Source organism: Paenibacillus sp. P2(2022) (genome assembly GCF_029522175.1).
GTDB lineage: Bacteria > Bacillota > Bacilli > Paenibacillales > Paenibacillaceae > Paenibacillus > Paenibacillus polymyxa.
Window position 1 is genome coordinate 147,877 of sequence record NZ_JAKWFI010000001.1, and the last position, 26,189, is coordinate 174,065.

General features: G+C 48.5%; 15 protein-coding genes. 10 read left to right on the plus strand and 5 right to left on the minus strand.

What is annotated here, in order from left to right; translation table 11 throughout:
• Window positions 1-221: 221 nt before the first annotated feature.
• Entirely contained in the window at window positions 222-1,505 is a 1,284-nt protein-coding gene (locus MMB75_RS00660; protein WP_017426772.1) for an AAA family ATPase, read from the minus strand.
• Window positions 1,505-2,962, minus strand: a complete 1,458-nt coding sequence (locus MMB75_RS00665) for an RtcB family protein (RefSeq protein WP_016818693.1) — start codon at window positions 2,960-2,962, stop codon at window positions 1,505-1,507. The genes MMB75_RS00660 and MMB75_RS00665 overlap by 1 nt, the downstream gene beginning before the upstream one ends.
• Window positions 2,963-3,516: 554 nt before the next feature.
• On the opposite strand from MMB75_RS00665, the gene MMB75_RS00670 reads away from it, so the two are divergent.
• From MMB75_RS00670 to lpdD, 5 genes are all read left to right on the plus strand, one after another.
• Window positions 3,517-3,846, plus strand: coding sequence for an ArsR/SmtB family transcription factor (locus MMB75_RS00670; protein ID WP_016818694.1), 330 nt, complete (start codon window positions 3,517-3,519; stop codon window positions 3,844-3,846).
• Window positions 3,847-3,875: 29 nt separating this feature from the next.
• Window positions 3,876-5,654 carry a SulP family inorganic anion transporter gene (locus tag MMB75_RS00675; protein ID WP_019688262.1) on the plus strand — a complete coding sequence of 593 codons (1,779 nt, stop codon included), beginning with the start codon at window positions 3,876-3,878 and terminating at the stop codon, window positions 5,652-5,654.
• Window positions 5,655-6,169: 515 nt separating this feature from the next.
• A complete protein-coding gene (locus MMB75_RS00680) occupies window positions 6,170-7,795 on the plus strand; it encodes a S8 family serine peptidase (protein WP_025365563.1) in 1,626 nt (541 codons plus the stop codon).
• Window positions 7,796-8,328: 533 nt separating this feature from the next.
• A complete protein-coding gene (locus MMB75_RS00685; RefSeq protein ID WP_031462020.1) occupies window positions 8,329-13,842 on the plus strand; it encodes a S8 family serine peptidase in 5,514 nt (1,837 codons plus the stop codon).
• A 185-nt stretch (window positions 13,843-14,027) separates the two neighbouring features.
• Complete coding sequence (gene lpdD / locus MMB75_RS00690) at window positions 14,028-14,378, plus strand: prenylated flavin chaperone LpdD (RefSeq protein WP_016818698.1); 351 nt, start codon at window positions 14,028-14,030, stop codon at window positions 14,376-14,378.
• Window positions 14,379-14,386: 8 nt separating this feature from the next.
• On the opposite strand, the gene MMB75_RS00695 is transcribed toward lpdD, so the two are convergent.
• Complete coding sequence (locus MMB75_RS00695; RefSeq protein ID WP_016818699.1) at window positions 14,387-14,974, minus strand: hypothetical protein; 588 nt, start codon at window positions 14,972-14,974, stop codon at window positions 14,387-14,389.
• A 221-nt stretch (window positions 14,975-15,195) separates the two neighbouring features.
• Between MMB75_RS00695 and MMB75_RS00700 the strand changes: the two genes are divergently transcribed.
• Window positions 15,196-15,567: a DUF4190 domain-containing protein gene (locus MMB75_RS00700; RefSeq protein ID WP_016818700.1), complete on the plus strand. Its 372-nt coding sequence runs from the start codon at window positions 15,196-15,198 to the stop codon at window positions 15,565-15,567.
• A 93-nt stretch (window positions 15,568-15,660) separates the two neighbouring features.
• On the plus strand, window positions 15,661-15,963 hold the full coding sequence (locus MMB75_RS00705) for a hypothetical protein (protein ID WP_016818701.1): 303 nt from the start codon (window positions 15,661-15,663) through the stop codon (window positions 15,961-15,963).
• Window positions 15,964-16,036: 73 nt separating this feature from the next.
• Here the strand turns inward: MMB75_RS00705 and MMB75_RS00710 are convergent, their stop codons facing one another.
• Together MMB75_RS00710 and fabV are read right to left on the minus strand one after the other, a co-directional pair.
• Window positions 16,037-16,189, minus strand: a complete 153-nt coding sequence (locus tag MMB75_RS00710) for a DUF1540 domain-containing protein (RefSeq protein WP_017426780.1) — start codon at window positions 16,187-16,189, stop codon at window positions 16,037-16,039.
• A 297-nt stretch (window positions 16,190-16,486) separates the two neighbouring features.
• Complete coding sequence (fabV, locus tag MMB75_RS00715; protein WP_016818703.1) at window positions 16,487-17,674, minus strand: enoyl-ACP reductase FabV; 1,188 nt, start codon at window positions 17,672-17,674, stop codon at window positions 16,487-16,489.
• A 189-nt stretch (window positions 17,675-17,863) separates the two neighbouring features.
• On the opposite strand from fabV, the gene MMB75_RS00720 reads away from it, so the two are divergent.
• From MMB75_RS00720 to MMB75_RS00730, 3 genes are all read left to right on the plus strand, one after another.
• A complete protein-coding gene (locus tag MMB75_RS00720) occupies window positions 17,864-24,640 on the plus strand; it encodes a WIAG-tail domain (RefSeq protein WP_045244268.1) in 6,777 nt (2,258 codons plus the stop codon).
• A 157-nt stretch (window positions 24,641-24,797) separates the two neighbouring features.
• On the plus strand, window positions 24,798-25,295 hold the full coding sequence (locus MMB75_RS00725; RefSeq protein ID WP_016821909.1) for a hypothetical protein: 498 nt from the start codon (window positions 24,798-24,800) through the stop codon (window positions 25,293-25,295).
• Window positions 25,296-25,476: 181 nt separating this feature from the next.
• Window positions 25,477-26,187, plus strand: a complete 711-nt coding sequence (locus MMB75_RS00730; RefSeq protein ID WP_016821908.1) for a response regulator transcription factor — start codon at window positions 25,477-25,479, stop codon at window positions 26,185-26,187.
• The last annotated feature ends 2 nt before the right edge of the window (window positions 26,188-26,189 follow it).

The window sequence follows — 26,189 nt, forward strand, 5'->3', positions numbered from 1 at the left end:
GGCAGACATACGAACAAGAAGATACACTGCTCCCGTCAAAGAAGCAATGTTCTTATCGTTAATACCCAAAAGCCTACACTAATCCTATCCAGAAAATTCGTAAGATTACGTTTTTTCTTTGGAAATAGGATTAGTAGATCATTGGCTTAAGGTCACCCTTTCGGTACTTTATTGTTTATCATCGTAACATAAATTTCATAATAAGGCAATAAAAGGATGGATTAGAAAAACCCAACTCTTCCTTCGGAGACATTTTTTAGCCAGTCCTGCTTGCGGCTTTTATCAAGCTCGCCTCGCATGCCTTTAATAATCAGCTCAATATCGGCTTTTCCTTGCTCATGCCATTCCAGAGCCGTACTGACATATAGTTCTCCGAGCTGAGCCAGGGAGAAGCCGTCCGTCATCGCTGCCGCCTTCTGTGTACCTGTCTCACCTGCAAAAACAAGGAAGTTACGCAGTTTAAGATACGCCAGTCGCAGCGCTTCATCAGGCAAACTGATTTCATAAGCTCGATCGAAGCGGCCCGCCCGGTTCATCAGACCCGGATCGATTTTCTCGGGATAATTGGTCGTTCCGATCAGGAAGATGCCTTCCTTGGATGTAGCGCCGTCGAGCGTATTCAGGAAAAAGGATCGAACCTCCTGAGGCATAGAATCAATGTCCTCAATGACCAACACCATCGGAGCCAGGCGAGTAGCTGCCTCGAACACCTCTTTGACCGATTCGCTGGTTGTATATTCTGTAATTTGCCAGTAAGCAGCCGGACCCGGTACACTGCTGGCAATTGATTTCACTAGAGTTGTTTTACCGTTGCCTGGATGGCCGTATAGCAGAATCCCACGCTTGTAAGGAATGTTATAAGTCTGATAGAAGGTACGATCCGCTTCAAAAAACTGATCAAGTGATCGGAAGATATCCCGCTTGATTTCTGCCTTCAAAATCACGTCATCCCGCGTAATGGCGCGGGTTATCGGTTCTGCTTGCCGAGAGAGTCCACGGCTTGTATCGGTAAAGACGGTGACACGCTTCATATTTTGCTTGCGTTCACGACCGCGTACGCCTGCGAGGAAGCTTTGCAGCTCCTGATCTCCTATGGCAAATACGTAATCTTCATTGTATACGCCATTTTCACGGAAAAAGGGGACTCGTGCCAGTGCGATCCCCCACTTGGGATAGGCGAATACATTGTTACGCATCGACAGATGCACACCATATTCAGGCGTTGGCCCGTCATCGTCATATTGAATGGTGCGTTCCTCCAAACGATCGAAGACCCGTGCCACATGCTCCAGATCAGGGCTGCCTGAACGAATATCCTCCTCCAGCAGATCCCAATATTCAATATTGGGATCATCACTGGCATACAGCTCGTATTTTACGCCATAGCGGTTATAGAGTGCTTCACTAATACCGTCGATCAGACGGGCATAAGCGGCATAACCGGTAATGCGTCCATCTGTTCGTTCGTCAAATTCATAAATAGCTGGGATGTCTATACTCAACATTATTTTGCTCCTTTCAGGGCGGCCAGCGGTCTACATTTGGCTACAACGGCTGCGAGTCCTGCCCCGGTGACACTTTCAATAATATCATCTACATTTTTGTAGGCTTGTGGAGATTCGTCGATAATACTTTCCAGAGATGCCTGGTTGACCACAATTTCGTCGTCTGTCCCTACACCCAGGGCACCTGCAAAATCGTCTACACTTACAAGCCGCTTGGTCGCAGAACGCGAGCGAATACGGCCCGCTCCATGACAAATGGAGTGAAAGTTATCCTGACCGTCCGGTAAACCTACCATAATATAAGAGGCAGTCCCCATTGAGCCGGGGATCAGGGCCGGATGCCCAGTCGCCTCATAAGGCCGCGGATTGTCAGGGTGTCCTGCTGGAAGCGCGCGCGTTGCACCTTTACGATGTACAAACACGCTGCCATGATCCGGATGGGACTCCTCCCAAGCATAATTGTGCATCAGATCGTACAGCGTACGCAACTCGCACTTTGTACCAAAGACATCGCGGAAGGCTTCTCGCACGGAGTATGCAATCAGATGTCGGTTCACCACAGCATAATTCAGCGCTGAATACATCATATCCACATAATGTGCTGCCTCGGGATGATCCAGCGGTGCGAATACGAGTCTCGGGTCGGAGGTGCCGAGACCGAGACGGCTCATCGCTTTGGCGATGGCAGATGAACTGGACTGACTGACTGCTCCACCCCAAGCACGTGATCCGGAATGAATCATCACAGCCACCTGACCGTCGAACATCCCCCAAGCTTCAGCGACTTCTCTATTTTCTTCCGCAATTTCAATCGCCTGAATTTCGACAAAATGATTGCCTCCACCCAACGTGCCGAGCTGTCGATGAGCCCGGTGCCAAGTACGGTCTTCGACGAGATTCAGCACTTCCTCGTCAAAGGAGAACTTACTGTGCTCTACATGAGTCAGTGAGGTAGATTTCTTAGGAGTGTAGCTATCTGGAATATATTTATTAGGTAAGCCATGCAAACCCTTACGTACAATATGCTCCAGTCGTATATCCGAATAATGTCCGCGTTGGTGGGCTTCCATCGGCAAGTATTTGTCGATTGTCTTAACCAGCTTGCGGCGCAGCTTGATTTCCTTCAAAGCATCCTTGTGCAGATTGGTCAGGTGTACGCGCATGCCGCAGCCAATATCGCTGCCAACGATAGAGGGAGATACATAGCCGTCTTCCATTCCCCATACCGCAGTTGTACCGATGCAGGTTCCGACGCCTACATGTACATCTGGTGTATATCCCATATAGCGGATACCTGGAATTTGTAAATTGTTATTAGCCATCTCGAACACTTTGTAATCCAGTGAGGAGAAGAGTTGCTGCGAAGCGTACACGGTCAGATCCCCTGCCGGAAGCTTCATCAGGTGGCTGTATGGTCCTTCATGAAAAGATGAGTTGGTCGTAGGTCGTATATTCATAATAAATGGGTAGTTCCCTTCTTCATGTAAATTTATAACATCCTATAAAAAGATTCGAAAAAAACAAAAAAGCCGCAGACTTGTCGTCTACGGCTTCGTGCACCGAAAGTGTCATTACATTTTATGATCAGTACATCATACAGTACATCATAAAAACATAAATAACCTGTTCTTTCAATAGCATATAAAAATAAAAAAGCCTGGTTCATCACGCCGTCAGACAGCGTGACATACCCATCATGTCGCCCGAACGGGGCCGATGAGACGAAATTTCGAATATGTGATTGTATCATGCTGACTGATTGTCATTATCGTGTAAAGCTTGGTCATGTCTGTCGGCCCCCTTTTCTTAAAGTTAATTGTTATGTTAATGGAAACCTGTGGAAGCTGTCAACCCTGAAAGATAAAAGTGTGGAAAAATGTGACTATACGCATGGTGAAGTGTGAGTAACATCATAGTTCAATTGACCCAAAACTGTTATTGTACTGAATATTCAAATATTCAGATATTGTTGATCGTTATGAAAACAATCTGTGAGGAGGACGGCGCAGGCATGGAAGGAGATCTCCAGAAGTTTAAGGCTGACTTTTTCAAAGCATTGGCTCACCCTCTGCGCATCCGCATTTTGGAGGTGCTGAGTGAAGGGGAACGGAATGTGAACGAGTTGCAGACTGCGCTCGGTTCCGAAGGTTCTGCCGTATCGCAGCAATTGGCTGTCTTACGGGCTAAAAATTTGGTGAACAGCTTTAAGGAAGGCACAACGGTCGTGTATTCACTACGTGATCCGCTCTTAACGGAGCTGCTAGCGGTGGCGCGGCAGATTTTTGACAATCATTTAGTCGAAGCTATCTCGTTGCTGGAAGGAATACGTAACGAGAAGTAATGCTACTACAGAAAAGAAGGGTTACAGGAATGAAGTGGATAGGAAGGTTCGAAGGCTATAACGCAGGGGCTTTACGAAAGGATCTAATTTCTGGAAGCATTGTAGCGATTGTGGCCATCCCGCTCGGTATGGCGTTCGCCATTGCATCGGGGGTAAAGCCGGAATATGGTCTGTACACAACCATTGTAGCGGGGATTTTGATTTCACTGCTGGGTGGGTCCAAATTTCAGATCGGAGGACCTACAGGTGCGTTTATTCCAATTTTGCTGGCTATTGTCATGCAATACGGCTATGAGAATTTGCTTATAGCAGGGTTTATGGCAGGCATCATACTCATTTTAATGGGTGTTTTAAGGCTGGGGGCATTGATCAAGTTCATTCCCAAGCCCGTAACCATTGGCTTTACAGCCGGGATTGCCGTGACGATCTTCAGTGGTCAGATTGCTAACTTTCTCGGTTTGCGTGGGGTAGAGCGACATGAAACTTTTCTGCCTTCGATGGCAGAGCTCGTCCATCGACTTCCTTCACTCAATGTGTATAGTATCCTGACAGCTTGTATCTGTCTTGCTGCGCTTATTCTAGTGCCTAAAAAATGGCCCAAGATACCTGGATCACTGGTCGGCCTGCTCTTGTCAACGTTGGTGGCAGCTTTGCTTTTCCCAGGGCAGGTGGCTACGATTGGCTCTGCTTATGGCGCAATTCCGGCATCATTGCCTGAGCTGCATATTCCTGTGATGACGTGGGAATTGATCGTGAAGCTGTTGCCGCCAGCACTTGTTATAGCCATGCTCGGGGCTATTGAATCGCTGCTTTCAGCGGTAGTAGCTGACGGGATGACGGGAACCCGGCATAACAGCAATCGCGAATTGGTTGGACAAGGGATTGCTAATTTGCTGACACCACTGTTTGGCGGCATTCCTGCGACAGGTGCCATTGCCCGTACGGCCACCAATATCCGCAACAACGCGGTTTCTCCTATGTCAGGCATTGTGCATGGGATCGTGGTGCTCCTCATTCTGGTGCTTTTTGCACCTTATGCATCTAATATTCCGTTGGCTAGTATGGCACCGGTATTGATGGTAGTCGCCTGGAATATGAGTGAGCGCAAGCATTTTGCGCACATTCTCAAAACACGGACAGCGGATTCTATTGTGCTGGTCGTCACCTTTTTGCTGACGGTCTTTACGACGTTGACAACGGCTGTGGAGGTAGGTCTGATTCTGGCAGTTGTATTGTTCGTCAAACGTATGAGCAGTACACTTTCAGTCGATAAGGTGCTTCCTGACCCTTCTGTGAAGCATGAAAAAGTAGGCGCACATATGGTCACAGAGCAGCATGATTGCCCACAGGTGGCTATTTACAATGTGGAAGGCCCCCTATTTTTCGGTGCAGCTTCGACGTTGGAGAACTCAGGTGTAGGGGGACAGACTGGCCACCTGCAAGGGATTTTGTTGTTGCGAATGGGAAAGGTCCCTTTTATGGATATGACGGGAGAAGCTAACTTTACCGCATTAATTCACAAGTACCGGAAGTCTGGTGGGACAGTGCTTGTGTCCGGACTCCAGCCCCAACCGCTGGAGTTACTGCGGAAAACCGGATGCTACGACATGATCGGACAAAATCATTTTTTCGAACATACAGGAGAGGCCCTTACGGCAGCTCTTGCAATGGTGAATCAGGAGCGATGCAGGGGATGCAGGCAAATGGCTTTTAGAGAATGTACGAGCCTGTGTCGCAGAACCCAGGAAACTAAATCTTCCTTTCCAGAAGCCGTTTCGGTTCCCATACCTGTAAATAGCGGCAGATAGCATTCTTCTACATTTGCTGCTGATTGCCTCCTAAAACCTCTTTTATTTTCGAAACAAATGCGAGTTTTCTCGGTGCATTTGGTTGCGGATTATAGAAGAGGTTTTTCACTTCTTCAAGAAAAAAAGGAATAAAATTCAAAAAAATGCTTGAATATCTGTTTTTATGACACTATACTAGATTCAAAAGATACCAAATGATTCATTCTTTTGTTTTAAATTGTATTTTAATAATATGCTTATCAACCTCCTCGATCACTTCTAGTATCTTACCCTACCCTTTTCTTCATTTTTTTCACTTACTTTCTTCCAGACTTGTCCACAGTTCTGAATTGAATGTCGTTCCTTGCGGTCTGCACCAAAGGTTATTCACCTTAGAATACGACCTATGGATTTCACCCCAGTATCTATATTTTTAAAGGAGGTGAGTACCAGAGGCTATTTGTGAGCTTTTGACGCTGCTGTCGGAAGGTTGTCTTTGAGAATCAAAAAAACCAAGTAAAGGGAGATTAAAAGTATTGATTAAGTCGAAAAATATCAAAAAGACACTGTCGGTCGGTTTTACCGCTATTCTTGCTTTTTCTCTGATTTCTCCGGTGTATGCAGATTCCAGCACAACCTCCTCAGCAGGAGCATCGTCGATTTCCGCCAAGGTTTCAGCCAAGCTGAACCAGCAATTCAGCGCCAGCGAGTATGTCACCTATCTGGTTAAATTAAAAGATCAAGTAGACACGGAGTCTGTTGCCAAGCACGCTTTTCAGAAGGCTTCTGCCGAGCAGATTTCCCCCGCTGCTGCTAAGCTATCTGTACGTACAACGGTTGTAAACTCTCTCATGGATACCGCAGAAAAAACTCAACAATCCGTGGAAGAATACTTAAAGAAGGAAGTCAATAACGGAAACGTCAAAAAATATAAGAGTTACTTTATCGTAAACGCATTTGCGGTAACCAGTACCAAAGAGGTCATGGAAAATCTCGCCACCCTACCTGAGATCGACAAAATTTTACCAGATGAAAAGCGCGAGTTGCAAAAGGTAGAAATCGATAAGGATACCCAGCCGATAGGGGAGCAATCAACAGCAGGCCAAGCAGTGGCAGATCAAACTGCTGTTGACCCGGCTGTGACGGAAGAAAATGCACAAAAATCGGTGCAAGAATCCGTGTATAAAGATGCAGTAACGCCAAGTCGTGTGGAGTGGAATATTTCTAAGATTAAAGCACCACAGGTGTGGGCCAAAGGTATTGATGGCAAAGGCATTGTCGTTGCCAATCTGGATACAGGTGTTGAATATACTCACCCGGCATTGAAAAGAAAATGGCGCGGGCTGAATGCTTCCGGTCAAGTCGTCAATCCAGAGCTGAGCTGGTATGATGCGGTTAATGGAGCATCGCTGCCAACAGATTCCCATGGACATGGTACACATACGATGGGGACAAGCGTTGGCTCAGACAGCAACGGTACGAATCAAATCGGTGTTGCTCCAGGGGCCAAGTGGATTGCCGTACGAGTATTCAATCCAGATACCACAGATTCCATCTTGCTGGATGGTGGGCAGTGGATTCTTGCACCTGTAGATAAAAACGGCAAAAAGCACCCTGAGCTTGCACCGGATGTGGTGAATAATTCTTGGGGCGGTGGACCTGGCCTGGACGAATGGTATCGCCCAGTGACCAAGGCGTGGAGAGCAGCACAAATTTTCCCTGAGTTCTCCGCAGGCAATACAACACTATCGAATCCCGGCGGACCTGGGTCTGTGGCCAATCCGGCTAACTTGCCAGAAGCCTATGCCACAGGAGCCACGGATATCAATAACAAGCTGGCAAGCTTCTCGTTGCGTGGTCCTTCTCCTTATGGCGAAGTGAAGCCAGAAATTTCGGCTCCTGGTGTAAACATTCGTTCCTCTGTACCGGGAGGAGTTTATGAGGGAGGCTGGAACGGTACCTCTATGGCAGGTCCGCATACGGCTGGATTAGCGGCATTGCTGCTTCAGGCTAAACCATCATTAACTGTGGATCAATTGGAGGATGTTATTTCGAAAACCGCAACACCGCTGACAGACAGTCAGTATCCGACTTCACCCAACAACGGCTATGGAAATGGTCTGATCGATGCGCTTGCTGCAGTGAACTCCGTACTTAACTAAAAATAATCATAATCATACAGGTTTAAGAAAGATCCCCGAAAATCCCTTTGGGCGGCTCGTACAAGGATGCATGCACCTGCTAACCGTGTGTTGCACTATGGCGTAGCTGCTAAAAAGGGGTTTTCCTACTTAAATGAATATAAAAGTCATAGAATTTCAAGAAAATTGCAAAAAAATGACTTGTATATCTGTTTTGATAACTTTATACTATCCATAATATATGATTATATATCAATTTTTAATATAAAATGTAATGATATAACATGTTTTTTCCTTCGAAATGCTTCTGCTTTTTCTCCTAGGTATCTACTGAATTTCATCGCTTCTCTATTGGGATTGTAAACTCACCTATGAAGTACTGCCATCTATGAACAGCCAAATATCTTTTTGAGCCTCTCTATAATCTATGAAGGAGGTGGTGGCTAACACATCGTATTGCGCAACCCGCGTGTTTGATGTGCAAGGCATGAGGTCTGACTCTTGTACAGGTTATTCCAGAATCATTAAACCTAGTAAAAGGAGTGGAGAAGTAATTGATTAAACCTAGACGTTTCAAGAAACCGTTATCTATTGGACTCTCTTTGCTTATGGCCTTTTCATTTGTTCAACCCGCTTTGGCGAAAAACACCCCGGATGGCTCTAAGCTGGAGCTGAAATCAGCCTCGCACAAGGTCACGACCGCGAAGGTATCCGCGAAGCTGACCAAACAGTTTGAGGAGAACAACTATGTTACCTATTTGGTCAAATTAAAAGAACAGGTAGATACGAACAAGGTTTCCAAAAATGCTCTTCAAAAGGCTTCACTTGAGAAAATAACACCTTCCGCTGCCAAAATGGCTGTGCGTAGCCATGTGATCAGCTCTCTACGTGAAACGGCTTCCAGAACCCAATACGGGCTTGAAAGTTATTTGGATAAGGAATCGGAGAGCGGCGGAGTAAAGGAATATAAAAGCTATTTTATAGTCAATGCTTTGGCTGTCACGAGCACCAAGGAGGTGCTGGATCATATCTCGAAGCTGCCTGAGGTCGATAAAATTGTACCGAATGAAACACGTTATCTGCAAAAGGTAACGGTTGATAAGCAGCCAGAGGACACAGGCACCCAAGCGGCTGGAACCGCAACGGCAGCAACAGCAGGAACGGCAAAGTCTGACACAGCCCAGAAAGCTGTAGAACCGGAAAAGGGCGATGGCAAAACATCGGCATTGCCCGGTAATACAGGCAAGAACGCTGTGGACCCGTCCACAGTGGAATGGAACATATCCCATATTAACGCACCACAAGTGTGGGAAAAAGGAATCGACGGAACCGGAATCGTGGTCGCCAACCTCGATACAGGCGTTGACTACACGCATCCGGCCCTGCATCGCAAATGGCGTGGTCTGGATGCGGCAGGCAATGTCGTGAATCCAGAATTGAGCTGGTATGATCCGCATAGTCATGCGGCGCTTCCGGTCGATCAGGAAGACGATTCCCATGGTACGCATACGATGGGCACGATGGTTGGCTCCGAGGAAAATGGAACAAACCGAGTGGGCGTTGCCCCTGGTGCGAAGTGGATTGCGGTGCGGATTTTTAATCCGGAAACGACGGATGCGATTATACTGGACGGCGGTCAATGGCTGCTTGCGCCAAAAGATGCCCAAGGTAATCTTCATCCCGAGCTTGCTCCAGACGTAGTGAACAACTCGTGGGGAGGCGGACCGGGTCTTGATGAATGGTTCCGGCCTGTAGTTCAGGCCTGGCGGGATGCTCAAATCTTCCCCGAATTCTCCGCAGGGAATACCTCCCTCTCCAATCCGGGCGGACCTGGATCGGTAGCCAATCCGGCCAACTACCCAGAATCCTTTGCCACGGGGGCAACCGATATCAATGATAAACTGGGAAGCTTTTCATTGCTGGGACCCTCACCTTACGGTGAGATCAAGCCCGAAGTCTCCGCACCGGGAGTAAATATCCGATCATCCGTAGCTGGTGGCGGTTATAAAGGTGGATATAACGGTACTTCCATGGCGGGTCCTCATGTTGCGGGTCTTGCTGCTCTATTGCTGCAAGCGAATCATTCTCTTACCGTGGATCAGCTGGAGGAAATTCTGGAAAACACAGCTACCCCTCGGACAGATAGTACATATCCTACTTCGCCAAACAATGGATATGGACATGGCGTCATTAATGCGCTTGATGCAGTCGGGTCTGTCATGCAGGGTCTGGGCTCTGTATCCGGTAAAGTCGTAACGGGTGGCGACGATCTGGAAGCGCCTGTTCTTGAGCATACACCGCCTGCAGCTGCATTTGAGGGTATTGATATCCCTTTGACTGCACATGTAACGGACGATGTCGGCGTAACAGCCGTTGAGGCCTTTGCCAAAACAGCGGGTTCGTCAAACTATGTGTATATTCCGTTGGAGCGGACCTCTGGAGACAGCAAAGATGGTACATATCAAGCGTCCATTCCAACCTTTTTGGTGGATAGCAAAGGTTTGGAATACTATATCCGTGTAAATGATTTCGGTAATAATGGTTTTGAAACGGAAGTATATAAGGTGAATGTCTCCAAAGGTGTTAAACCAGGCTACACACAAGACTTTGAAAAAGACATTGCCGGTATTAATATCGGGGGTCAGGGTAGTGTTTGGAAATGGGGAACCCCGACAAGCGGCCCTAAAGGCGCACATTCGGGTACAAAGGTCATCGCGACCAATCTCGAAGGCCAATACCAGACCAACTCCAACAGTTATTTTGTGGCCCCTCCAATTGATCTGACTGAGAGTTCCAAAGGGGCACTGGTCAGCTTCAAGCATTGGTACGATCTTGAAAACAATTCTGATTTCGGCAAAGTGTATGTAGCGACCACAAACAATCAGAATGCGTTTGAGCAGGTATTATCGTTTACTGGCACCAGCAATGGCTGGAAAACACAATATCTTGATTTGCGAGCGTTTGCGGGTCAAAAGGTATACCTCCTGTTCAACTTTACTAGTGACAATACAATCGTGAAAGATGGCTGGTATATTGACGATCTTTCCATTCAGGAACCAGACAGCGTTGCACCTGCTGCCCCTGGTCATTTGACTGCTGAAGCAGATACTGTGGGCAACGTTACACTCGCCTGGGGTGCTTCCTCTGATGAAGATGTGAAGCAGTACAAGGTGTATCGTTCAACCCAGTCCGGTAAAAATTATACTTCCATCGGTACAACCTCTGGGCTGACCTACACGGATACGATCACTGTCGGTGGTGCGACCTATCATTATGCAGTGGCGGCCGAGGATTATAGCGGTAACGAAGGTGTCAAGTCGAACGAGACTTCACTAAGAGTGGACGTGCCGGATACGCTGTATAGCGATCATTTTGATGGCAGTTCAGACAATGGTTGGACTCATTCCGGGACCAAGGATGAGTGGGAACGCGGCATTCCTAAGGAAGTAGGACCGGAAAGCGCAGTGTCCAAACCGAATGTGTGGGCCACCGATCTCGATAGCAACTATGAGAACGGTGCTGATTTTTCACTGGTTTCTCCAAAAATTAATTTGAATGGTATACGCAACGCAACACTGACCTTCAACCACTGGTTTGAAATTGAAGGCGGCTATGATTACGGATATGTAGAAGTGTCCAAAAACAATGGCGACACGTGGAGTGAGCTGGGTAAGTTCTCGCATAATACAAGTGGTAAAAAATGGGCACCTGTTTATTACAATCTGGACAGCTATACCGGCAATGAGATTCAAGTTCGCTTCCGCTTGAAATCGGATAACAGTGTGAACAAGAATGGCTGGTATATTGACGATTTCCGTGTGCTAGGTGTTCCAGCTTCGACAGTGACCAAGGATATCGTACCTGAGTCCAATATCAAGCTGGAAAAAGCAGAAGAACAATTCCCACTGTACAAAATTACAAGCACTGAAAAGAGTGAATTTCAGGAAAAAGTGAAGCCGGCAGAAGCATCAGTGGATCGTGGACGTGTCGGTCTCGACAGTCTTCCAGCTAGTGCTACGGTTACGGTACTGGAAACCGGACGTTCGGTGAAAACAGACCCAACCACGGGCAAATACAGCTTCACTCATGTAGCGGGTGACTATACGCTGAAGGCCGAAGCCTACGGTTACGTGCCTCAGACGAAGGCAGTTACGATTGAAAATAACAAAGTCATCAGAGCAAACTTTAGTCTCCAGGCTGTCCCACACGGTACGATTCACGGGGTCATCACCGACAAGCAATCTGGTGAACCGATCCAAAAAGCGAAAGTATTGGTGCTGGAGGATGCACGTATTGCTCCTGCAGAGACGAATGAGGCTGGAGAATTTACGTTGGACGTGCTGGAAGGAACATACACATTGTCCATCGCAGCCGAAAATTACTATAGTGACAGTATTTCCGTTACGGCTCCTCCAAACGGCAGTGTAGAAGCGAATGTCACGTTGAAGCCTTTCATCGGTTTTCAAGGAGGCATCGCCTATGATGACGGTACAGGAGAAAATGCCAGAGCCTTTAACGCGGCAGGCAATTCATGGGCAGTGAGAATGACACCTGAGTCGGAAGTGGCACAGGTGACAGGAGCATCACTGTTGTTCTGGAACTCTGCTTTCCCGAATCCGGGAGGAACAGCATTCCAATATTCTGTCTATGACGCCTCCGGTGCAGCAGGAGCACCTGGACGTCTATTGGCTGGTCCATTCGACGGAACAGCTGTACGGGATGAGACACAATGGACGACGGTACAGCTTCCAGAGCCGGTGACGGTTCAAGGCGATTTCTATATTGTATATACACAGTCTGCGGTAGGCACACAGTCGCCGGGCCTTGCTACAGATGAAAACAGCCCCAATGCGCTTCGTAGCTGGCAAGGTGTAAGCGGCACATGGAGCCAATCCCCTGAAGAGGAAGGGAACTACATGATCCGGGCGATCGTCAGATATCCGGTCAACGCTCCAACGATTACAACTCCTACGAAGGCAACGTATACGCAGGAGGATACGATTACCGTAACAGGAACTTCTCCGGCAGAAGGGGCTGATATTCAGCTCTTTAACGGCAAAGAGTTGGCTGGCACAACGAAAGTGAAGGATCGTCAGTTCAGTTTGGCGGTCGATCTTCAGCCAGGTGCTAATCCGCTAAGTGTTCAAGCAGCGGTATACGGCAAAGTAACGGATCGTTCCGAGCCGGTGGTTGTAACGCTCGATCAGACTAAACCGGGTCTGATCCTGACTTCGCCTGGTGAGGGAGCACGTACGAACGCAGGTGTGGTCAGTGTAACCGGTACGGTGTATGACGAGTTCCTCAGTGAATTGACGATTAACGGCGAGCCTGCTGAATTCGGAAGCGACGGCAGCTTTAACAAACGTTTGCTTATCAACGAAGGTGAAAACCAAATTACGGTAACGGCCAAAGATCTTGCCGAAAACGAAACGAGTGTTACACGCTCGGTGTATGTCGATACAGCGCTGCCGAAACTTGAAAATATTAGTCCTGCTGAGGATGTACGTATCACTCCAGGGCAGCCGGTACGGGTATCTTTTGACAGTGCATCTGGTTTGGAGGCATCCTTCCATGTGGAGTTGCCCTTTAACCTGTCCACTTTGGCCCGTAATGAAATTCCATTAAATGAAACTTCATCAGGTCACTATGAAGGTATTTATCTCACTTCATCTTCTCTGAACCTGGAAGGCGGAGTCATCGTGATCCGGGTAAGGGATGCAGCGGGGAATGAAGTGGAAACGGAGGCGCCGGGAAGATTGTATGTAACCCATAGTGGAGGAGAGGGCCCTGGTCCGAATCCACCTACATCGAATGAAAAGCCGGTAGCTATTATCCAGGCGAATGACTCAGCCAAGAAGAACAAAAATGTACAATTTAACGCCAAAGCCTCCCGTGATGCAGATGGTGAGATCGTCAGCTACAGTTGGAATTTTGGCGATGGCGATACGGCGGTTGGTTCGAAAGTGAAGCATAAATTCACCACAGCCGGAACGTATACCGTGGAGCTAACAGTGACGGATAATGACGGCGCAAACGGTAAGGCAGTGCACACCATCACGATCCGTTAACAGCAAGTAAGAGCAGGGGATAGAAGATTTTTTAGAATGCAATGCAGGCCCACAGCAAGCCACTGTTAATAGAGGCTGCTGTGGGCCTTTTTGAATTTGTCCAACAGTTCAGGAAGCGATACAATGAATAGTACTCTATAAAGTGAATCGTTTCACAATAATATTTTTTAGCAGGAGAGGATCATATGATTCATTTGGAAAAAGAAAGCGGACGTATCCGTCTTGTACTCGATGCCTATTTTATGGGAGAAGATATCGTTGTGCTCATATCAGGCGGTGATCAGCCTCACTTGGGGACGATTACAGCAGGGGCTAGGCTTGAGCCGATTCAAACCGTGCAATTGCAAAATCACAAGGAATTTTATATTACTGAAGAAATTGCAGTTCGCTTGCGTAAAGAGTTTGCGGGTAACTTCGCCATTTGCTGCGGGACGCATTTGGATCATGCAACCAAGGACGAAATCCGAATGTTGACAGACATGGCTATACAAATGGGAAAAGAGCTCATTGAAGAACTTAATCAAGTACGCTTGTAGGGACCTTTTTAAGTGAACTCCTGAAAGAGTAGATTGCGATAGGGATATTTACTAAAGGGATACTTAAAGAGCAATGCAAATCCATTATCCTCAATGTCTACAGATTTTAGCGCAGAGGATGGAATTAAACTACGGATCATTACCTGAACTGCACGCTGGTCTTGCCTGTTGATCGCTTTGGCTAAGGCAGAAGCAAAGCATTCATTGCGTGCCAATTCGCGATACAGCGGAAAAACGGCTTTGGCAATGGCGCGATGAACCTTCGGTTCAAATGTAAACTGCACCATCCCGGGTGGAATCGTCGTACCGTTCGTATAATAAAGCATTGGTGGCTGAGCTAAAAAGGAAACAAAGTAGCCGATCCCATTCGTGCCTAAGCCTTGCTTGGCGGCAAATGGCGCTACTGAGCAGAGAAGGGATTTCATCCGATCCAAATTACCCTGAACGACAGCTCGTGACCATTGGACGGCAAAAGCACGTCGGGTCGCAATAGCTTTGTAAAATGGCAGCATGGCGGCGGATATTTTCCGAAGTGTCTCTGCATGTAAACGTTGGTGAGGCGAGCCCTTTCTGCGGGATGTTCCACGATATAACATAGCTCCGTCCTCCTTGGCAGGATGCTCTCATGGAGCGCAATTTATCTGTAATAGGTACAATACTGTATGCCCGGTTATCTCAAAAAGTGCTAAGATGCTATGCTGCTACTTTTTAACGTTCTAATTTGAAAAATTGAAATAAGTACTGTCCTGATTTGTAAGATTGTGGTACCCTAGAACTTATATATTGTTATTATAATTATTGGAGTTGAATTAAACAGATGAGTGACTTGTACAAGGAGCCTCGATCTTCCGATCCCTTTCAGGAGCCGAACGATTATAACGCCCCATTTAACCAGCCCCCAGTGGTCCCACCTACAAATAGTAAAGCTGTTGCGTCGATGGTGCTCGGGATTTTATCTGTTGTCATTCCCTATCTTGGGTTGATCATCGGAATTGTAGGTATTATTTTGTCCAGTCTTTCCCTGAAGGAAATTAATCGTCATGGTGAGCAAGGCAGAGGCATGGCTATTGCTGGACTGGTATGTAGTATTATCGGCACACTAATTTATGCACTGATTATCATTTTCTTGGTTATTGTTTTTGTTGTGGCGGCTTCCAGTGGCGACTCGGATATTTTTTCAGACATTTAATGAATTAAAGAATGCTTGAGTCAGACCAACCATTCACGATTTGCCTATTGGATGTTATGATAGAGGGAGTCCAATCAAGGAGAGTGAAGCTGTATGGCACGTACTCAAACACAAAAAGCGTTAAGCAAGGCGAAACGCGCCGGGATCTATTGCGCGGCACAGAGCCGCAAAACGAATGATCATTATGGCGAGATTTCACAGCACACGCGAATGAAGCCGACCAAGCAGGAACAATTACAAAAGGTCAAGCACAAGAAGCGACTCGTTCAGGGTGACGCTTCTTTTTTTGTCTTAAGCGAAGTCGAAAAACTTCAAGGAAGTGAATGTATAGGAGCGGGTAGTATTTTCTATAATATAGCTCAAAAAGAACTTGATAATAATTATCATTCTTGTTAGAATCATAAGAAAGAAGGAACCCTGGCAGGGGCTCCTTCATGATAAAGCTATGGTTTGGCTTGAAAACTAAGGTCTACTTTGCTTCAAAGGTTTTGCAGTCTGTTTCTTCGGACGTGTGAGTGTTTGCAGGCTTGTTGCTTACAATATAAATGGAGCTTGCGCTACATTTATTATCCTGAGCCCAGTACGTGCATGAGTTGACTTCGCACAGAACGTCTTTTGCCATATTGTTCACCTCCTTATAGGAATGTGATGGGCTGAGCAAATACAATCACAGTCAGTCAAGGTAGGACTTGTCCAGCTGTGTGTACCCTCTTGGTAAGAAGAGGGATTTTGCTATGCCTACTTGTACAATATCAAAACAATTTTAAAATTGCAATGTTTGCGCCATGTTGTAGATCAAAACAGACCCAAGTGTTCCTTTTAATTAAAAAACAAAAGCTGTCCCTATGCAGAACGAAATGTTCTTCTGCCGGAGACAGCTTTTTTATGTTTTTCTAAACGAATGGCGGCACTAAAAGGCTTAGCGCACGTTAGGAATATTTACGATGGGATCAATATCAGCATCATAGTCTACACCTTCGAATTCAAAGCCGAACAGCTGGAAAAATTCGCGACGATATCCTTCAAGATCGGATAATTCATAGATATTTTGGGTCGTCAGTTCCTCCCATATGTTCGCAACTTCTGCCTGCACATCTTCGCGCAATTCCCAATCATCAATGCGAATGCGACCCTCTTCATCTACAGTAGTTTCTGGGGCGTACAGACGCTCGGCAAATAGGCGGTAGCTCTGTTCTATGCACCCCTCATGCAGCCCTTTCTCCTTCATCACCTTATACAAAGCGGAAATATACAGAGGAACGACAGGGATGGCCGAGCTGGATTGGGTAACGAGTCCTTTGGTGACTGCGACGAAGGCGCGTCCACCTGTGGTTTTCAGCTGGTCGTTCAGTTGGCGTGCTGTCGCCTCCAGATGATCTTTTGCGCTTCCGATACTGCCTTCTCTGTAGATGGCTTGGGTAATATCTGAACCGATATACGAAAAAGAGAAGGTAGTGGCGTTATCAGCGAGTACACCGCCTGCACGCAAAGCGTCAATCCACAATTTCCAATCCTCACCACCCATAACCTCTACAGTGCCCTGTACTTCTTCTTCTGTAGCCGGTTCGAGCGTCACGCTGCTGACTTCACCGGTGTGAAAGTTAACGGTCTTATTCGTATAGGGCTCACCAATAGGTTTGAGCACGGAATTAGACGTTTCGCCTGTGCGGGGATGGGTACGGCGACCTGAAGCAACACTGTAAACCACCAGATCGACTTGTCCCAGTTCTTCACGAATGGCTTCCACCGTTTTGGCTTTGACTTCATCCGAGAAGGCGTCTCCTGTCACGCTTAAAGATTTAAGCCCAGCTTCCTGAGCGGCTTTTTCAAATGCAGCAGAATTGTACCAGCCTGCTGATGCTGTGCGTGTAGCCGTAGCATTGCTAGGACGATATACACCAATTGTATTGGCACGCGCACCGAAAGCGGCCGTAATTCGAGAAGCCAACCCATATCCGGCAGATGCCCCGATCACAAGCACATTACGAGGTCCGTGGATAGCAGGACGGGCTTGTACATAGTCAATTTGCTCCTGAACATGTTGGGCACAGCCCACCGGATGAGCAGTGGTGCAGATAAAGCCACGTGTTCTTGGTTTGATAATCATGTTATTGTAATTCCTCTCTTCTTGTAGCAATCTTCACCCTTACTATTTTAACTTTTAACAATTTTTTTTCAAACGTGGATTTCAGTAAGTATCCTTTTTACCCAAAAGTGAATCCCTGTACAGGGTGGCAAGTGCCTAAGAGTCTGCATATGATGCTGTAACGATAAACATGAGAAGGGAGAGAGCTGCTTGAAGAACAAGAGCCGCAAAACCAACAGAAACAAAAAGCCGCTCTATCGTGTAATTGACCCGGATATGAATGAGTTAAGTATGATACAACGCTCAAAGCCACTGCCTGCGGAGAGGGAGACAGAAGCAAGACTTCATCAAGTTGCTTCTCCGCCTCCCCCAACTACAGAGGAGTCGGAGCTACAGACAGTTGTCGAGCCTGAAGTCGAGGCTCTGCAAGAGAAAGAGATTGAGGTTGCAGATGTAGAGGAGACTCCAGCTTTGATGGAAGAACCTCCACTGCCAGAGCTAGAACCAGAGCTAGAACTAGATCCAGAACCGGAGCCGGAACCTGAACCTGAACCAGAGCCAGAACCAGATCCAATTGATGTGGAAGAAATTTTGAACAATAAGAAGGCTCCACATGTAAACAATGCTTTCATCTATACAGACGATTTGAGTGATCTCGCTGTGACGGGTGAGAAGATCGCTCCCGCTTCCATAGATTCCAGCAAGCTGAAACAAGAGAGTATTCAAACGGAATCTTTAGCAGATTATGCTGTTCATACCATTAAAATAGCTGACGGTGCTGTGACTGCTTCGAAGATTGCTCCCGACTCCATTACGGTCGAGCATCTGTCGGACGCATCAGTGGCAGGCAGTAAATTGCAGGATCGCTCTATTAGTGGTGAAAAACTTCGGGATGGCAGCATCACTCCAGAAAAGCTGGCGGATAAAATTATTAGCGGCGATCATATTGCCAATGGCTCGATTGAGAGTCGTCACTTCAAGCAATGGATCGTGTCTTCAGATATGCTTCAAGATCAGTCGGTTACCTCAGATAAAATTCGCAGTGGTACGATTCAATCGAACAATTTGGCGAATGAAGCTGTTGATAGCTCCAAGCTGGGTGATCAGTCTGTGACCACCTCCAAACTGCGGGATGGGGCTGTGGATGGAGCTAAAATCCAGGCAGGCAGCATTGAGAGCGCACACCTGACCGAGCATGCCGTTCTTGCCCGGCATCTAGCTCCGGGTTCGATTAATCGCAAGCAGCTATCCAACGGTATTGTAGGCCGAGAACAATTGGAGGAAGGCGTTGTCAGCGGACGTCATCTGGAGTCTGAGGCAGTCACCAGTACGCACATTCAGGCAGGAGCGATTGAAAGAAAGCATCTCAGTCCCGGCTCCATCGGGGAAGAGCAGCTTGGAACGGGCCAAGTGACAGCACGGCATATCGCGGATCGGAGTATTCAGTCCAATAAACTGGCAGATCAGTCTGTAGGCTCATTGCAAATTGTCGATCAATCCGTCACTTCATCCAAAATATCGGATCAGAGTATTCTCCCGCACAAAATTGCCGATGAGGCGGTACTTACCAGACATATTGCAACAGCAGCCATACAAGGACCCCAGATTTCTCCAGAGGCAGTCTCTTCCGTGCATCTTCAATCCGAAATTATTCGGAAGGATCATATCGCATCAGAGGCGGTTACGGAGCAACATTTGCATTCCGGGGCTGTGACAAGCGAGAAAATAGGGAAGGGTGCAGTTCTGGATCACCATGTGGCGAATCAGGCTATCAAGGAAAATCACATTGCTTCGAGCGCTATTAAGTCTGACAAAATCGCTGACGAGGCGGTTATAGAAACTAAAATTAGCACAGGGGCGGTAACCGGAAATAAAATTGCGTCTCAAGCCATTACCCACGTACACATTGCAACGGGAGTCATCCGTGAAAACCACCTTGCCGACAATAGTGTGGGCGGAAAGGCGTTACAGGCTCAAGCGGTGGATTCAACTCATTTGGCCCAGAGCTCTGTACAGAGCAAGCATCTTGGGGAAGATAGTGTCGGAACCGCGGCGTTGCAAGAACAGTCCGTTACCGCAGACATACTAGGCGAAGGCGCTGTTCAAACCGCGCATTTGGCCAGCGGTGCGGTATACTCCCACCATTTGCAGGATCATGCCGTTACTTCGTTGAAACTATCGCCGGAAAGTGTGGCTACGGATAAAATTAATGATTTGGCAATTACTGCGCCTAAGTTAGCTGAGGGCAGTGTCACTTCCTCCAAGCTGTCTGCTCGTTCTGTGCAGCCATGGCATATTACAGATAAAGCGGTGCTAAGCAACCATCTGGCTGTTGAGGCAGTGGAGGCGAATCATCTTGCTCCGGAATCCGTCACCTCCAACCATTTGCAGTCTGCTTCGATCCAAACCAAACATCTCGCCCCGGATAGTGTGTCCGGCCATGCCCTTCAGTCGGAAAGCGTCACTTCCGAGAAGTTAGCGGCTCGGGCTGTGCAGGCTTCCAACCTGGCGGAAAACAGCGTGGGACCCGGACATTTGGCTGCACAGGCCGTACACACCAGACATTTGGCCGCAGGAGCAGTAGAGGACACGATATTAGCCCAGAATGCTGTGAAGTCTGAGCATCTTGCAGCAGAATCCATCCAATCCGAGCACTTGCAAAGCGGGATCATTCAGGGAGAACATATTGCATTGCAAGCTATAGCGACTCCGGCCATACAGGATGAAGCGGTTACCTCTGCTAAACTGTCAGAGGAAAGTGTAACCTCCACTAAGCTGTCAGCCCATGCAGTGCAGTCCGGGCATATTATGGATGAAGCTGTACAAAGCAACCACTTGGCTGTGGCAGTTGTGGACTCGACCCACCTGGCATCTGGAGCGGTCACCTCGGTGCACCTACAGGCCTCCTCGGTGCTTACGAGACATTTGGCCCCGGATAGTGTGTCCGGTCGTGCGCTTCAAGCGGAAAGTGTGACCTCAGAAAAGCTTGCAGCCCGCTCGGTACAAGGAATGAACCTTGCAGAAGGCAGTATCGGCCCTTCACATCTATCTGTGCAGTCCGTACACACGCGGCATTTGGCAGCTGGAGCGGTACAGGATAGAGTGCTGGCAGAGGGAGCAGTGAAGTCCGTGCACATTGCCCCGGAATCGATCCAGCCGCACCATCTGCACACTGAAGCCATTCAGGGCGAGCATATCGCATCCCAGGCCATATCGACCGATGCTTTGCAGGATGCGTCCGTTACGTCTGATAAATTGGCGGATGAGGGTGTGACTGCCGCCAAACTGTCGGCCCACTCGGTACAGTCGTGGCACATTACAGACGAAGCGGTGCAAGGAAATCATTTGGCAGAAGAGTCCATCCAGTCGAACCATCTAGCGCCGGAAAGTGTAACCTCAGCCCACTTGCAGTCTTCGTCAGTGCTCACGAGCCATCTGGCCCCGGATAGTGTGTCCGGCCGTGCGCTACAAGCGGAAAGCGTCACCTCGGATAAGTTGGCAGCCCACTCAGTGCAAGGAACGAATCTTGCGGAAGACAGCGTCGGCCCGTCACATTTGTCTGCACAGTCGGTACACGCCCGGCACCTGGCAACAGGTGCAGTACAGGATACAACGCTGGCAAAGGGAGCAGTGAAGTCGGTACACATTACCGCGGGGTCCATCCAGCCGCATCACCTGCACACTGGAAGCATTCAGGGCGAGCATATCGCATCCCAGGCCATATCGACCGATGCTTTGCAGGATGAGTCCGTTACGTCTGATAAATTGGCGGATGAGGGTGTGACTGCCGCCAAGTTGTCGGTCAACTCGGTACAGCCGTGGCATATTACAGATGAAGCGGTGCAAGGAAATCATTTGGCGACAGAAGCCATCCAGTCAAGCCATCTGGCCTCGGAATCCGTTACCTCTCGCCATTTGCAGGCTTCCTCAGTGCTTACGAGCCATTTGGCGCCAGATAGTGTATCCGGTCGTGCACTACAGGCGGAAAGCGTCACCTCGGAAAAGCTGGCAGCGCGCTCGGTACAAGGGACGAATCTTGCGGAAGGCAGCATCGGCCCGTCACATTTGTCGGCACAGTCCGTACACAGCCGGCATCTGGTAGCCGGAGCGGTACAGGATAGAGCGTTGGCAGAGGGAGCAGTGAAATCTGTGCATATCGCTCCAGAATCGATCCAGTCGCACCATTTGCACACTGGAAGCATTCAGGGCGAGCATCTGGCATCCCAGTCGATATCGACTGATGTTTTACAGGATGAGTCCGTTACGTCTGATAAATTGGCGGATGAGGGTGTGACTGCCGCCAAGCTGTCGGCTCACTCCGTACAGCCGTGGCACATTACAGATGAAGCGGTGCAAGCTAATCATTTGGCAGAAGAGGCCGTTCAGTCGAGCCATCTGGCGCCGGAATCTGTCACCTCAGCTCACTTACAACCTTCGGTGATACTTGCGAGCCATTTGGCACCAGAAAGTGTATCCGGTCTTGCGCTACAAGCGGAAAGCGTCACTTCGGAAAAGCTGGCATCGCGCTCGGTGCAAGGGACGAATCTTGCGGAAGATAGCGTCGGTCCTTCGCATTTGTCCGCACAGTCGGTACACACTCAGCATTTGGCAGTCGGCGCAGTCCAGGATACAGCGCTAGCCGAGGGGGCAGTGAAGTCGGTACACATTGTCCCGGAATCGATCCAGCCGCATCATCTGCAAACTGGAACCATTCAGAGCGAGCATCTGGCATCCCAGTCGATATCGACCGATGCCTTACAGGATGAGTCCGTTACGTCTGATAAATTGGCGGATGAGGGTGTGACTGCCGCCAAGCTGTCGGCTCACTCGGTACAGCCGTGGCACATTGCGGACGAAGCCGTGCAAGCCAATCATTTGGCACAAGAGACCATCCAGTCGAGCCATCTGTCACCGGAATCTGTTACCTCAGCCCACTTGCAGTCTTCGGCGGTGCTTGCGAGCCATCTGGCTCCGGATAGTGTGTCTAGTCGTGCGCTACAAGCGGAAAGCGTCACCTCAGAGAAGCTGGCATCCCACTCGGTGCAAGGAACGAATCTTGCGGAAGGCAGCGTCGGCCCGTCACATCTGTCTGCACATTCGGTACACACCCAGCATCTGGCAGACGGTGCAGTACAGGATACAGCGCTAGCCGAGGGGGCAGTGAAGTCGGTACACATCGCCCCGGAATCGGTCCAGTCGCACCATCTGCTTACTGGAACCATTCGGGGAGAGCATCTGGCATCTCAGTCGATATCAACCGATGCCTTACAGGATGAGTCCGTTACGTCTGATAAATTGGCAGATGAGGTCGTGACAGCTGCCAAAATATCTCCACATTCCGTCCAGCCATGGCACATTACGGATGAAGCCGTGCAAGCCAATCATTTGGCAGAAGAGATCGTTCAGTCGAGCCATCTGGCGCCAGAGTCCGTCACCTCAGCCCACTTGCAGTCTTCGACTGTGCTTGCGAGCCATCTGGCCTCGGATAGTGTGTCTAGTCGTGCGCTACAAGCGGAAAGCGTCACCTCGGAGAAGTTGGCGGTCCACTCGGTACAAGGGGCGAATCTTGCGGAAGGCAGCGTGGGTCCTTCGCATTTGTCCGCACATTCGGTACACACCCTGCATTTGGCAACTGGCGCAGTACAGGATACAGCGCTGGCAAAAGGTGCAGTGAAGTCCGTGCATATTGCCCCGGAATCGATCCAGTCGCACCATCTGCACACTGGAACCATTCAGGGCGAGCATCTGGCATCCCAGTCGATATCGACCGATGCATTACAGGATGAGTCCGTTACATCCGACAAACTGGCAGATGAGGTTGTGACAGCTGCCAAAATATCTCCACATTCCGTACAGCCATGGCACATTACGGACGAAGCCGTGCAAGCCCATCATTTGGCAGAAGAGACTATCCAGTCGAGCCATCTGGCGCCGGAATCTATCACCTCAGCCCACTTGCAGCCTTCGGCAGTGACGATCCAGCATATTGCGCCAGGGAGTGTATCTGTTCACGCGCTCCAGGCAGGTAGCGTGAACGCTGAGAAGCTTGCGCTTCGCGCGGTGCGTGCTTCGAATCTGGCGGAAGCTAGCGTAAGCTCCGTACATTTGACAGAGCATGCCGTGCACTCCCAGCATTTGTCCGATGGGGCGATTCAAGAGTCAGCACTGGCAGAGGGGGCTGTGCAGTCCCGTCACATTTCACCGGATTCTGTTCAATCTGAGCATTTGCAAGCAGGAGCTATTCAGTCACAGCATATCGGCTGGCAGGCGGTGTCAGAGCAAGCTATACAGGATGGAGCAGTGACGTCCGGCAAACTCGCAGATGGAACGGTGGAGTCCCGCCATGTGGCTGAGGAGGCAATTGAAGGTCAGCATATTGCAAAGGAAGTCATTGATTCGCACCACATAAAGCCCGGCTCGGTGACACTGGATCAATTATCCACAGATATTCATCTCTCGGGGATTTTACCGGAGGAAGGGATCAGTGGCGACAAACTTCAGGCAAACAGTATATCCCGCGGCCATCTGCAGGATCAGGTCGTCAACAGTGAGGTGCTAAGCCCAGAAGCTGTAGGTCCAGAGCATCTACAGGCTGCTGCGGTACAAAGTCATCATGTGGCAGAGCAGAGCATCGAAGGTCATCATCTGGCAGAAGGTTCCGTTGGCTCACGTGAGCTGGAACTGAATGCAGTGACACCGGAGCATTTGAGCATCACCCCGGTTCGTACTTGTGCGAACCAGCCTGCATTACAGCAGTTTGGCAGAGCGCCGTTTCTTTTAAAAGGAAGCGAAGGAGAGACGGAAGTAACCATTGTATTTGGGGAGCCATTTGTGAACCCGGACTACACGTTGGTAGCGATGACGAACCATCCTCTCTTTCATGCAACACTGAAATCCCAAACGACTAATGGAGCGGTGATCGTTGTAACCAAGTGGAGTGAAACCGCGCATAACTACGGTATTATTTCCTGGATTGCCATCGGTTAGTGGAGATGATGGTTGCAACACTTATAGCGTGCAGACTCATGTATTTTCCAGATACAGAGCTGCACGCTTTTTCATATACTTTTCACATATTTGCTCCACAATTATCCCGAATTCTCCTGATAAGCTAAAGATACTTTAAAGGAGAGGTGATTCAATCATGAAAAAATGGACTAAAAATGCAGCAGCCGTATTGACCGTAGTAAGCGTACTGGGAGGAGCAAGCAGCGCATTCGCCGCTACAGCAACCACAACTCCAGCCACCACTGCACCAGCCATCAAAACTCCTGCGGTTACGACTTCTGCTAGCAAAGCACCGTCAAAAGCGCCTGCAACGAAAACACCTGTGGTGAAAGCACCTGTTAAAAAAGCTGCAACAGCTCATAAAGCAACAACCAAAGCAAAAAAAGCTCCTGCCAAAAAAGCCGTTGCGAAAAAAGTGGCAAGCCACAAAGCAAAAGCAGTGAAAGCAAAACACCGCACAGTTAAACATCATGTGAAAAAACATAACGCTATTCAACACAAGGTAGCAACACATAAAACTCGTGCACAACATGTCGTAGCTAAAAAAGTAACCCATAAAGTTCCAGTAAAAAAAGCAGTCCCAGCAAAAACAGCTCCAAAGGCAGCGACTAAAGTAGTAACAACTAAGAAATAAGGTAGAAAATAAGGTAGAAGTGTAGTTAGCTTTCAGTTCACCTGGCATATACAGCAGCGATTCATGATAAGAAAAGACGGGACCGGGAACGGTATACCCGTCTTTTGTCTATTCTGCTGGGCTTCTGTTAAGCTTAAAGAAAGGATGCTAGCATCCAGAACAACGGCAAGGGGTTAAGGCTATGACAAAAATAGTAGTAGTGGATGACGATGTGTTCATTTTGCAATTAATATCTGAATATTTGAAAAAAGAGTCCTACGAGGTAACTTCCTTTTCCAGTGGGAAAACATTGGTAGAGCATATCCGAACAAACCGTCCAGATTGCCTCGTGCTTGATATTATGATGCCGGGCATTGACGGGCTTTCTCTATTGACTCAGCTTCGTGAGTTTACAGAAATGCCGATCATTATGATCTCCGCGCGCGGAGAGGAAAGTGACCGTATCCACGGGCTGGAATTGGGATGCAGTGATTTTTTGACCAAGCCCTTTAATCCAAGAGAGCTGGTGGGAAGGGTTAAAGCGATGCTGAGACTGAGCAAGGCGGGCACGTCTGCATCCGATGACAAGCAAGCAGCAGAGAGCACAAATCTTTGCCATGCAGGCAATCTGTGCATTTTTGCTGACTTTCGTAAAGTTACAGTAGACGGACAAACGTTAAATTTGACCTCACGTGAATTCGACCTGTTGCTGTTTCTTGCGAATCATCTGGAACGGCCTTTTGGCAGAGAGCATTTGATTCAGCAGGTGTGGAGCTATGACTTTATAGGTGATGTGAGAGTCGTAGATGATCTGGTCAAACGTATTCGCAAAAAGTTGGCAGAATACCACTCTACGCTTGTCATTAACACGGTATGGGGATTTGGATATAAAGCAACGGTTCAGGAGATGTAGCC